This is a genomic window from Pseudomonas sp. ABFPK, from assembly GCF_001586765.1.
GTDB classification, from domain to species: Bacteria; Pseudomonadota; Gammaproteobacteria; order Pseudomonadales; family Pseudomonadaceae; genus Aquipseudomonas; species Aquipseudomonas asiatica.
The window spans coordinates 22,496-34,745 of record NZ_LQXW01000003.1; the positions used below are offsets into that span (position 1 = coordinate 22,496).

The 12,250-nt window shown below is 64.2% G+C and carries 8 protein-coding genes; 2 read left to right on the forward strand and 6 right to left on the reverse strand.

Annotated elements, in window-relative coordinates; all coding sequences use genetic code 11:
* Positions 1-16 precede the first annotated feature (16 nt).
* The 6 genes from WM94_RS03105 to putP form a co-directional block, all read right to left on the reverse strand.
* Positions 17-1,420 (reverse strand): PIG-L deacetylase family protein, encoded by a 1,404-nt coding sequence (locus WM94_RS03105; RefSeq protein WP_061550415.1) that lies wholly within the window; start codon positions 1,418-1,420, stop codon positions 17-19.
* Positions 1,417-2,313 (reverse strand): antimicrobial resistance protein Mig-14, encoded by an 897-nt coding sequence (locus tag WM94_RS03110; protein ID WP_061550416.1) that lies wholly within the window; start codon positions 2,311-2,313, stop codon positions 1,417-1,419. The genes WM94_RS03105 and WM94_RS03110 overlap by 4 nt, the downstream gene beginning before the upstream one ends.
* A complete protein-coding gene (locus tag WM94_RS03115; protein ID WP_061550417.1) occupies positions 2,313-3,443 on the reverse strand; it encodes a glycosyltransferase in 1,131 nt (376 codons plus the stop codon). The genes WM94_RS03110 and WM94_RS03115 overlap by 1 nt, the downstream gene beginning before the upstream one ends.
* Positions 3,427-5,184, reverse strand: coding sequence for a carbamoyltransferase (locus WM94_RS03120; protein WP_061550418.1), 1,758 nt, complete (start codon positions 5,182-5,184; stop codon positions 3,427-3,429). Before WM94_RS03120 ends, WM94_RS03115 begins: the two co-directional genes overlap by 17 nt.
* 220 nt (positions 5,185-5,404) lie before the next feature.
* Positions 5,405-6,241 carry a 23S rRNA (adenine(2030)-N(6))-methyltransferase RlmJ gene (locus WM94_RS03125; protein ID WP_013974483.1) on the reverse strand — a complete coding sequence of 279 codons (837 nt, stop codon included), beginning with the start codon at positions 6,239-6,241 and terminating at the stop codon, positions 5,405-5,407.
* Positions 6,242-6,426: 185 nt separating this feature from the next.
* Positions 6,427-7,905 carry a sodium/proline symporter PutP gene (putP, locus tag WM94_RS03130; RefSeq protein ID WP_061550419.1) on the reverse strand — a complete coding sequence of 493 codons (1,479 nt, stop codon included), beginning with the start codon at positions 7,903-7,905 and terminating at the stop codon, positions 6,427-6,429.
* 74 nt (positions 7,906-7,979) lie between these two features.
* On the opposite strand from putP, the gene WM94_RS30020 reads away from it, so the two are divergent.
* Positions 7,980-8,168 (forward strand): hypothetical protein, encoded by a 189-nt coding sequence (locus WM94_RS30020; protein WP_152619849.1) that lies wholly within the window; start codon positions 7,980-7,982, stop codon positions 8,166-8,168.
* A gap of 94 nt (positions 8,169-8,262) precedes the next feature.
* Positions 8,263-12,216 carry a trifunctional transcriptional regulator/proline dehydrogenase/L-glutamate gamma-semialdehyde dehydrogenase gene (putA, locus tag WM94_RS03135; protein WP_044047166.1) on the forward strand — a complete coding sequence of 1,318 codons (3,954 nt, stop codon included), beginning with the start codon at positions 8,263-8,265 and terminating at the stop codon, positions 12,214-12,216.
* The last annotated feature ends 34 nt before the right edge of the window (positions 12,217-12,250 follow it).

The window sequence follows — 12,250 nt, forward strand, 5'->3', positions numbered from 1 at the left end:
CAACCATGGGGCGCGGCTACAGCTCACGCCGCCAGAACAGTTCATGTCGGCGCACGGCCTTGCGGAAGAATTCGTTCTCGCCGTAAGGCGACGACCGCCGCCCGGCCAACCAGCGCTGCAACAAGCGGCGCAGGCGGCGTTTGAACGGTGCTGGCGGCTGCAGGTCGTGCATCATGCCCAGGGCCATGGCCTTGTCGCGCTGGGTCGCCAGGTCCAGTACCAGGCTGCAAGGAGCCCAGGCCTGGACAGCGTCCTGCTGTGGCGGCAGGGCCACGCCATCACCACTGTCGCCCATCGGCCAGCGGTCGTTGTCATGCAGGTGGTTGGCGTAGCACAGCAGGGTTTGCGGCTGCCAGGCCAGGCCTTGCAAGGCTTCCAGCACCGCTGCCTGGGCACAGATGTGGTCGGGGTGCGGGTCGAGCTGCGGGTGCGGCATCACCAGCACCTCTGGCCTGGCCATTTCCAGCAAGGCCCGCAGGTCGGCGAGCAGGTTGCGCCAGGTCGGCGCGCCATCGACATCGGCCGGCAGCGGGAACGGGTTGAATCGGCGGAATACGCGAATGTCGGCGAGGTCGGCCTCGCGAGAAGCGGCCGGCTGGTCTGGCGCAGCCTGCATGGCAGGCAGTTGCAGACAGAAGTAGCCCAGCTGCACGCAACGCGATTCCGCCACACCAGCCCAGCGTGGCACGGCAACACTATCCCAGGCCCTCAGGCGGCCCTTCAGGCGCGCGGCCTCGGCCTTTTCCAAGCCCATCTGCTGATAGTGCTCGGCCTCGATTTCACCAGCGGTCAGGGTCACTACCCAGGCTTCGTCGGCCTGGCTGTAAAGGCCGTAAGCGGCCAGCTCGGCATCATCGGCATGCGGCGCGATCACCATCACCCGGCGCCGTTGCAGCTCGACCGCCGGGGTTATCCACAAGCGCGGCTGGCCCGCCAGCCGGCAATGCCGGCCACGCAGGCGCAACGCGCCAGCCTGCAGAGGTGCGGCGAGGCCGGTGAGGTTGAGGAAGCGCACGCCATCGACGCCGCGCTCGAAGGTTTGCCGGTCGGCCTGCTCGCCAGCCACCAGCTCGACCTGCGGGTCCAGGAAGCGCCCCAGCCAGCTGCTTTTTACCCGCAGTTCGAGGACCAGGGTTTCGTTGCCCTGCAGCACGCACTCAGCCTTGAGCAAGCCGCCGCTCAGGCTGGCAGGAGCCTCCCGGGTCTGCTCGCCGAAGTCGTAGGCGTAGTCCTCGCCTGGCGCGTAGAACAGGTGGTCGGCAAACCAGGCCTCGTGGGCCGCCCACAACAGCGGCAACAGCAGCAGTGGCAACCACCACCAGCTGAACGCACCTATGGCCACCAGCGCGACCAGGCCCGCCAACAGGCCCAGGCGCTTGTTGCGCCGGTGGCGCTTGAGCAACTGCTGCTTGCGACTCACGCCTGATACACCGGTACGGGGTTGCACCAGCGGTCCTTGTACTCGCGGTCGGCACGGCCGAACGAAAACCGCAGCGGCTTGTTGCGTGCACGGGCGTCTTCCCAGGCGGCCTGGGTATTGAGGAAGCTCAGCACGCTGCCGGGGCTGAAGGCCTTGGTTTCAGGGTCGACACCGCCATTGATGTACTCGACGCTGACCCATTCCGGCGCTTCGACACGGTATACCAGCTGGATGGCAATCGGCTTGCCGTCCAGCAGCAGCACCGAGCCGATCAGCAGCTCACGCAGGCGTTCCAGCACCTCGGCCATGCGCTTGGCGCCGGTGGCAGGGAAGCCCCAGCGGCGCTGGAACAGGTCGCAGTACATGCTGGCGATTTCCTGCGCGCTGAAGTCGCTGATCGGGCGCACCACACCGCCCGCCTCTTCCAGCAGGCGTAGTTCGCGGCGCTGGTTGTAGCGGAACTTCTTCGACAGGTCTTCATGGGCGCGGGCCATGGCCAGCTGTTCCTTCTGCGCCTTGAGGCCGCTGAAGCGGCCCAGGTTCAGTTCGGACAGGTAGCGCGCGGCATGGCGCAACGGTGCAGCGGCATCGGCCGCCGCCGGCAGGATGATCTCGGCGTTGCCCAGGTCGAACAGGGCCTTTTTGCCGGCACGCTTGAGCACGTCCTTGGACAGCGCAAGGTGGCGCCCCCAGGTAGGAATGGCGGCTTTCAGCTCGCCGGCCTGGTGCCAGCCCAGGTAACGCACAGGGATCTGCGCCAGGTCCGCCAGCTGCTCGACCACCTGGGGATGGGTGGCGACACTGCCACCAAACCGGGCCCATGCCTCGGCATAGGCCTTGCCGTCGATAACTTGCCAACCGCGTTCGCGGAAGGCCTGGATACGGTTGAGCATCAGGCCTGCCCCACCAGCGCGCGGACTTGCGGCAGCTGCCAGAATGCTTCGCGCACCGCCTGGTCGGAAAAGCGTTCACGCAGGCGCTGCAGCATGTGCTCGGCACAGGCCTGGCGTTGCTGCCCATCGAGCACAGCCATGTGTTTCAGACGCTGGGCCAATTGCCCCGCATCGCCCAGCGGGAACAGCATGCCAACACCCTCCACCACTTCGCGGGCACCACCACAGGCTGTGGCCAGTACCGGCACACCGGCGACCATGGCTTCGAGCAGGACCATGCCGAACGGCTCATGGTCGGAGCTCAGTGCGAATACGTCGAATGCCTGGAAGTAACGGCGCGCATCCGGCACCTGGCCAAGGAAGTCCACTTGCCCGGCAATGCCCAGCTCGGCGGCCAGTGCCTTGAGCCTGGCTTCCAGGCGGCCCTTGCCCAGGATTGCCAGGCGGGCGCCAGCCGGCAGCCCCGGTAGCGCTTCGGCAAAGCCACGCAGCAGGGTGGCCTGGTCCTTGTCCGGGTGCAGACGCCCGACGTTACCGACAATCCACGCCTGTGCATCCAGGCCCAAGGCCTGACGGGCCTCGGCGCGTGGAACCAGGGCTGCTTGCAGGGCGTCGATGTCGATGCGGTTATACAAGGTCTGGATACGATCTGCCGGCCACTGCGACAGACAGCGGCGCATATCGTCACGCACTGCGTCCGACACGCCCAGCAAGCTCAGACGCTTGCTGAACAGGTTGGCGAAGATGCGTCGCCCCTTGCGCTCGTAGTCACCGAAAGCATGGTGCACGCCGATCACCGGCAAGCCGGTGCCCAGCAACGCCACGTAGATCGGTTTGAAGCGATGGGCAATGCAAAAGGCAAAATTGCGCTCGGCCGCGATCCGCCGCAATGCACGGATGGCGCCGAGTTTCAGGCCGCGCACGGCCTTGGAGCTGAACTCCAGGAACAGCACCTCGTCCGAGGCGCAGCCGGCCGCTACCAGCGGGTCGGCGGCGCCGGTGAGGAACACCGTGGTGACCTGGTAGCCACGCCCCTGGAACAGGCTGGCGTACTGACGGGCGCAGTCCAGGAACGGCCCGTCATAGCCATGGCAGAACTGCAGGATGCGCGGTTCAGAGCGGCTGGTCATACGGGGCCGCGCCGTCCTTCACAACCAGGATGTCTTCCATGATCAGGTACTGCAGGTCTGAGCCGAAGAACATGTTCAGGGCATCGGTCGGCGAGCAGATCATCGGTTCACCACGACGATTCAGCGATGTGTTCAGCGACACGCCGTTGCCGGTCAGGTCTTCCAGCGCCTTCATCATGTCGTAGTAGCGCGGGTTGTACTCGCGCTTGAGCACCTGGGCACGCGAAGTGCCGTCTTCGTGGACCACTTCCGGTACGCGGGTCTTCCACTCTTCAGCCACTTCGAAGGTGAAGGTCATGAACGGCGCCGGGTGGTCGACCTTGATCATTTGCGGGGCGACGGTGTCGAGCATCGACGGGCAGAAAGGTCTCCAGCGTTCGCGGAACTTGATCTGCTCGTTGATGCGGTCGGCTACGCCAGGCACGCTCGGGCAACCGATGATCGAACGGCCGCCCAGGGCACGAGGGCCGAATTCCATGCGGCCCTGGAACCAGGCCACCGGGTTGCCGTCGACCATGATTTTGGCGATGCGCTGCGGCATGTCGTCGAGCTTGCGCCACTTCGGCGCGTTCGGGTGACGGGCACAGGCAGCGATCACGTCTTCGTTGGAGTACGAAGGGCCGAGGTAGACGTGTTCCATCTTCTCGACCGGTACGCCACGGGCGTGGGAAACGTAGGCGGCAGCACCCACGGCGGTACCGGCGTCACCGGAAGCCGGCTGAACGAACAGCTCTTTCAGGTCTGGGCGGGCAATGATCTTCTGGTTGAGTTTGACGTTCAGCGCGCAACCGCCGGCAAAGGCCAGCTTGCCGCTTTCACGCAGCACGTCGCCCAGGTAGTGGTCGATCATCTGCAGGGCGATCTTTTCGAACAGCGCCTGCATGCTGGCCGCGTAATGGATGTACGGCTCGTCGGCGATGTCGCCTTCGCGCTTGGGGCCCAGCCACTCGATCAGCTTCGGCGAGAAGTAGAAGCCCTTGCCCTTCTCTTTATAGCGACGCAGGCCAATGACGTTGGCGTATTCGGTGTTGATCACCAGTTCGCCGTTTTCGAAGCTGGCCAGGCGCGAGAAGTCGTACTTGCTGGCGTCGCCATACGGCGCCATGCCCATGACCTTGAACTCGCCATCGAGCATCTCGAAGCCGAGGAACTCGGTGATCGCGCCGTACAAGCCGCCCAGCGAGTCCGGGTCGAAGAACTCCTTGATCTTGTGGATCTTGCCGTTTTCGCCGTAGCCAAAGAAGGTGGTGGCGTATTCGCCTTTACCGTCGATGCCGAGGATTGCGGTTTTTTCCTTGAAGCCCGAGCAGTGGTAGGCACTGGAGGCGTGGGCCAGGTGGTGCTCGACCGGCTCGATCTTGACCTTTTTCGGGTCGAAGCCCAGTTGCTCCAGGCACCAGACAATCTTCTTGCGGTAGCGCTTGTAGCGACGGTTGCCCATCAGGATGGCGTCGAGGGCGCGGTCCGGGGCGTACCAGTAGCGCTTGGCATAGTGCCAGCGCGCCTTGCCGAACAGGCTGATCGGGGCGAACGGGATGGCTACCACGTCGACGTCGGATGGCTTGATGCCTGCCTGTTCCAGGCAGAACTTCGCCGACTCGTAGGGCATGCGGTTCTTCGCATGCTTGTCACGCACGAAGCGCTCTTCTTCGGCGGCGGCAATCAGTTTGCCGTCAATGTACAAGGCCGCGGAAGGGTCATGGCTAAGGGCGCCGGACAGGCCAAGAATCGTCAATGCCAAGGGATTAGCCTCTTCATTCGGTAGAAATGCGCCAGCGGCCTCTTGGGCGGGTGGCGGCTAAAGGGCGGGATTATAACGCAAACATGTGCGCAACGCGGCAACCTGTACTGGCCTCATCGCCGGCAAGCCAGCTCCCACAGGTACACCGCCGACCTTGAGGCCCGCGCTGTACCTGTGGGAGCTGGCTTGCCGGCGATGGGGCCGGTACAGGCAAGCAATATTATTCAGCGATCAGCCAGTCCATGCGGAAGCTGCCGGCGGTTTGTGCCAGCTCTTTGGCCAGCCATGGCAGCAGCTCCTTGAGCTCTTCTTCCAACCCCCACGGCGGGTTGGCGATGGCCAGACCGGAGCCGTTGAGCCCCTGCGGGCTGTCCTGGTGGTGCACATACAACTCGACCCGCAGCAGTTTCGGTGCGCCGGTGCTGGTCAGGTCCTGGTAGAAGCGGGTCAGCGAGCGCTGGTCCTTGATCGGGTACCAGATGGCCGCGACAGTCTGGCGCATGCGGCCGATCGCCTCTTTCATGGCGGTAGTGCAGCGCTTTAGCTCGTCAGCCTGTTCGAACGGCGGGTCGATCAACATGATCGCGCGCTTTTCCTGCACCGGCAGCAAGGCCCGCGGCACATGCCAGCCTTCGCCCAGGTGCACGAACACGCGCGGGTCTTTCTTCATGTTCTCTTTGAGCAGCGGCCCGTCTTCGGGATGCTTCTCGTTGAGCAGGGCGCGGTCCTGCTGGCGCATCAGACGGCGAGCCAGCTCGGGCGAACCGGGGTAGTAGCGCAGCTCGCCATCGGCATTCAGACGCTTGATGATTCGCAAATAGTCGTCAGCCATGGCCGGCAGGTCATCGCGATTCCACAGGCGGGCGACACCTTCCAGGTACTCGCCGGTGCGAGTTGCCTGGTCGCCCTGCAGGTCGTAAAGGCCGAGCCCTGCATGGGTATCGATATAGGCGAACGGCTGCTCCTTGCGCGACATCAGGGCGATGAGGCGGGTCAGCACGATATGTTTGAGGACGTCGGCGTGGTTGCCGGCGTGGAAGGCGTGACGATAGTTCATGGCAACTCCTGCGGGGGTGGCAAGTTTACCTTGCCTTGCAGGCGGAGTCAGGCCTGGCTGCTGATCGGCGGTGACCTCTTCGCGGGTAAACCCGCCCCCACAGGCACCTCACAGAATTTGAGTTCTGTGCAATCCCTGTAAGAGCGGGTTCACCCGCGAAGCAGGCGCCGCCGACTCAACGGGTATTACTTGTCAGCGTGATACGCCGCATCAGCAGTCTCGAAGCGCTTGACCATTGCCTGCGACGGGCTGCCCAGCTTGCTCACCACGACGATGGCGATACTGGCGAACAGGAAGCCCGGGATGATTTCGTACAGCCCGAGGGTGTCGAAGTTCTTCCACAGGATCACGGTCAGTGCGCCCACCACGATACCGGCCAGTGCGCCGTTACGGGTCATGCCTTTCCACAGTACCGAAATCAGCACCACCGGACCAAAGGCAGCACCGAAGCCGGCCCACGCATAAGCTACCAGGCCCAGCACGCGGTTTTCCGGATTGGCGGCCATGGCGATGGCGATCAGGGCGACGGCCAGCACCATCAGGCGGCCGACCCACACCAGTTCGACCTGCGAAGCGTTCTTGCGCAGGAACGCCTTGTAGAAGTCTTCAGTCAGGGCGCTGGAGCACACCAGCAGCTGGCAGCTCAGGGTACTCATCACCGCTGCCAGGATGGCCGACAACAGCACACCGGCGACCCATGGGTTGAACAGGATCTTGGCCAGCTCGATGAATACACGCTCGTGGTTCTCGGTGACCGGGCCTGCCAGCTCAGGATGTGCCGAGAAGTAGGCGATGCCGAAGAAGCCTACGGCGCAGGTACCGGCCAGGCACAGGATCATCCAGGTCATGGAGATGCGGCGGGCTTTGGCGATCGACTTCACCGAGTCGGCAGCCATGAACCGCGCCAGGATGTGAGGCTGGCCGAAGTAGCCCAACCCCCAGCCCATCAGCGAGATGATGCCGATGAAGGTTGCGCCCTTGAACATGTCGAAGTGGGCCGGGTTGACCGCATCGATGGCAGCGAAGGTGGTATCGAAGCCGCCAGTGGAGATCAGCACGATCACCGGAGTGAGGATCAGCGCAAAGATCATCAACGAAGCCTGCACGGTATCGGTCCAGCTCACCGCCAGAAAACCACCGATGAAGGTGTAGGCAATGGTCGCTGCGGCACCGGCCCACAGGGCGGTTTCGTACGGCATGCCGAAGGTGCTTTCGAACAGACGGGCACCGGCAACGATGCCGGAGGCGCAGTAGATGGTGAAGAACACCAGGATCACGATGGCCGAGATGATCCGCAGCAGGCCGCTGTTGTCTTCGAAGCGGCTGGAGAAGTAGTCCGGCAGGGTCAGTGCATCGCCGTTGTGCTCGGTCTGCACGCGCAGACGGCCAGCGACGAACAACCAGTTCAGGTAGGCGCCGACGGTCAGGCCGATGGCAATCCAGGCCTCGGACAAACCGGAGAAGTAGATGGCGCCCGGCAGGCCCATCAGCAGCCAGCCGCTCATGTCGGAAGCGCCGGCTGAAAGCGCGGTGACCACGCTACCCAGGCTGCGACCGCCAAGGATGTAGTCGGAAAGGTTATTGGTGGAGCGATAGGCGGCGAAGCCGATCAGCACCATTGCGGCGATATAGACCACGAAAGTGATCGTTAGTGGATTGCCCATGCGTGTGCCCTGGCGTTTGTTTTTATGTCATGCACAACCGCGGCAATGGCGGTTGCACCCAGGCGGCGAATCGTATGCAACAACGCAAAGCGGGTGCAACCATTTTTCCTTTGCAAGTTGCACCTCCCCGTACATTTTCCGACAAATCTGATTTTTTGCTCCCTTTTGGAGCAAAAAACCCGCTTTTCAGAATAAAACACACCAAAAGCCACCCTTTTCAGGACATGGAAATGGCTGTCGGACGAGTTGCACCTTTTCCATGAAAAATTCGGGTTGCACCTGGTTGCACCCGAATTGTCCTACAGCTACTCTTGGCGTCAGCTTAGGCCACAACCGTGGCAATAACGAGGATAAGAAATGGCGACGACCACCCTTGGGGTCAAACTCGATGACCCGACCCGTGAGCGACTCAAGGCAGCTGCGCAGTCGATTGACCGCACCCCGCACTGGTTGATCAAGCAAGCGATCTTCAACTACCTGGAGAAGCTCGAGGGTGGTGCCACCCTGACCGAACTCAACGGCCATGCCAGCAACCTGGCCGACGACGCCGGTGAGGTCCAACCCGACCACAGCCATCAGTGCTTCCTCGAGTTCGCCGAGAGCATCCTGCCGCAGTCGGTATTGCGCTCGGCGATCACCGCCGCCTACCGCCGCCCCGAACAGGAAGTGGTACCGATGCTGCTGGAGCAGGCGCGCCTGAGCGCCCCGCTGGCCGAAGCGACCAACAAGATGGCCGCCGGCATCGCCGAAAAACTGCGTAACCAGAAGAGCGCTGGCGGTCGTGCCGGCATCGTTCAGGGCCTGCTGCAGGAATTCTCGCTGTCGTCCCAGGAAGGCGTGGCACTGATGTGCCTGGCCGAAGCCCTGCTGCGCATCCCCGACAAGGGCACCCGTGACGCGCTGATCCGCGACAAGATCAGCACCGGCAACTGGCAGCCGCACCTGGGCAACAGCCCGTCGCTGTTCGTCAACGCCGCCACCTGGGGCCTGCTGCTGACCGGCAAACTGGTGTCTACCCACAACGAATCCGGCCTGACCTCCTCGCTCACCCGCATTATTGGCAAGAGCGGCGAGCCGATGATCCGCAAGGGCGTCGATATGGCCATGCGCCTGATGGGCGAGCAGTTCGTCACTGGCGAAACCATCGCCGAAGCCCTGGCCAATGCCAGCCGCTTCGAGTCCAAGGGCTTCCGCTATTCCTACGACATGCTCGGCGAAGCCGCACTGACCGAGCACGACGCACAGAAGTACCTGGCGTCCTACGAGCAGGCCATCCACTCGATCGGCAAGGCCTCCCATGGCCGTGGCATCTATGAAGGCCCGGGCATCTCGATCAAGCTGTCGGCGCTGCACCCGCGCTACAGCCGCGCCCAGTACGAGCGCGTGATGGAAGAGCTGTACCCGCGCCTGCTGTCGCTGACCCTGCTGGCCAAGCAGTACGACATCGGCCTGAACATCGACGCCGAAGAAGCCGACCGCCTGGAACTGTCGCTCGACCTGCTCGAGCGCCTGTGCTTCGAGCCTTCGCTGGCCGGCTGGAACGGTATCGGCTTCGTTATCCAGGCCTACCAGAAGCGCTGCCCGTATGTGATCGACTATGTCATCGACCTGGCCAAGCGCAGCCGCCACCGCCTGATGATCCGCCTGGTGAAAGGCGCCTACTGGGACAGCGAAATCAAGCGCGCCCAGGTCGAAGGCCTGGAAGGCTACCCGGTCTACACCCGCAAGGTGTACACCGACGTGTCCTACGTCGCCTGCGCCCGCAAGCTGCTGGCCGTGCCAGAAGCCATCTACCCGCAGTTCGCCACCCACAACGCCCACACCCTGTCGGCCATCTACCACATTGCCGGTCAGAACTACTACCCGGGCCAGTACGAGTTCCAGTGCCTGCACGGCATGGGCGAGCCACTTTACGAGCAGGTGGTCGGCAAGATTTCCGAAGGCAAGCTGAACCGTCCGTGCCGCGTCTATGCACCGGTCGGCACCCACGAAACGCTGCTGGCCTACCTAGTGCGTCGCCTGCTGGAAAACGGCGCCAACACCTCGTTCGTCAACCGCATCGCCGACCACTCGATCTCCATCCAGGAACTGGTCGCCGACCCGGTCGCCAGCATCGAGCGCATGGGCACCCAGGAAGGCAGCATCGGCCTGCCGCACCCACGCATCCCGCTGCCGCGTGAGCTGTATGGCAGCGAGCGGGCCAACTCGGCCGGCATCGACATGGCCAACGAACACCGCCTGGCATCGCTGTCCTGCGCCATGCTGGCCACCGCGCACAACGACTGGAAAGCCACGCCACTGCTGGCCTGTGCTGCCAGCGAAGGCACCGCCGCACCGGTCCTGAACCCGGCGGACCACCGCGACGTGGTCGGCCATGTTCAGGAAGCCACGGTCGCCGACGTCGACAACGCCATCCAGTGCGCACTGAATGCCGCTCCGATCTGGCAGGCCACCCCGCCGGCCGAACGCGCCGCCATTCTGGAGCGCACCGCCGACCTGATGGAGGCCGAAATCCAGCCGCTGATGGGCCTGCTCATCCGCGAAGCCGGCAAGACCTTCGCCAACGCCATCGCCGAAGTGCGTGAAGCCGTGGACTTCCTGCGCTACTACGCGGTGCAGGCACGCAACGACTTCAGCAACGACGCCCACCGCCCGCTGGGCCCGGTGGTGTGCATCAGCCCGTGGAACTTCCCGCTGGCGATCTTCACCGGCCAGGTAGCCGCAGCGCTCGCCGCCGGCAACCCCGTACTGGCCAAGCCGGCCGAGCAAACCCCGCTGATCGCTGCCCAGGCCGTGCGCCTGCTGCTGGAAGCCGGCATCCCTGAAGGCGTGCTGCAGCTGCTGCCTGGCCGCGGTGAAACCGTCGGTGCCGGCCTGGTGGGTGACGAGCGCGTCAAGGGCGTGATGTTCACCGGTTCCACTGAAGTGGCCCGCCTGCTGCAGCGCAACGTCGCCGGCCGCCTGGACAACCAGGGCCGCCCGATCCCGCTGATCGCCGAAACCGGCGGCCAGAACGCGATGATCGTCGACTCCTCGGCACTGACCGAGCAGGTGGTGATCGATGTGGTGTCCTCGGCCTTCGACAGCGCCGGCCAGCGTTGCTCGGCACTGCGCGTGCTGTGCCTGCAGGAAGACTCCGCCGACCGCGTGATCGAAATGCTCAAGGGCGCAATGGCAGAAAGTCGCCTGGGCTGCCCGGACCGCCTGGCCGTGGACATTGGCCCGGTGATCGACGCCGAAGCCAAGGCCGGCATCGAGAAGCACATCCAGGGCATGCGCGAGAAAGGTCGCTCGGTCTACCAGGTGGCCATTGCCGATGCTGCCGAGCTCAAGCGCGGCACCTTCGTCATGCCGACCCTGATCGAGCTGGAAAGCTTTGACGAGCTCAAGCGTGAAATCTTCGGCCCGGTGCTACACGTGGTGCGCTACAACCGTCGCAACCTGGACCAGCTGATCGAGCAGATCAACAACTCCGGCTACGGCCTGACCCTCGGCGTGCACACCCGCATCGACGAGACCATCGCCAAGGTGGTGGAAACCGCCAACGCCGGCAACATGTACGTCAACCGCAACATCGTCGGTGCAGTGGTGGGTGTGCAGCCGTTCGGTGGTGAAGGCCTGTCCGGCACCGGCCCGAAAGCCGGCGGCCCGCTGTACCTGTACCGCCTGCTGTCGACCCGCCCGGCCGACGCGATTGGCCGCCACTTCCAGCAGCAGGACGGCGAAGGCAAGCCTGACCGCGCCCTGCACGAACAGCTGATCAAGCCACTGCATGGCCTGAAGGCCTGGGCCGAGAGCAACCAGCTGGCCGACCTGGCCGCGCTGTGCAGCCAGTTCGCCAGCCAGTCGCAGAGCGGCATCGCCCGCCTGTTGCCAGGCCCGACCGGCGAGCGCAACAGCTACACCATCCTGCCGCGTGAGCACGTGCTGTGCCTGGCCGACAACGAAGCCGACCTGCTGGCGCAGTTCGCCGCAGTGCTGGCCGTTGGCAGCTCGGCGGTATGGGCGGACGGCGAGCCGGGCAAAGCCCTGCGTGCCCGCCTGCCGCGAGAGCTGCAGGCCAAGGTCAAACTGGTGGCGGACTGGAACAAGGATGAAGTGGCGTTCGACGCCGTGATCCACCATGGCGACTCGGACCAGCTGCGCGGCGTGTGCCAGCAGGTGGCCAAGCGTGCCGGGGCGATCGTGGGTGTGCACGGGCTGTCCAGCGGCGACCACCAGATTGCGCTGGAGCGCCTGGTGATCGAGCGGGCAGTGAGTGTGAACACTGCTGCTGCCGGTGGTAATGCCAGCCTGATGACCATTGGCTGAGGTTGAGGGTTGTTAACGAAAAAAGGAGAGCTTC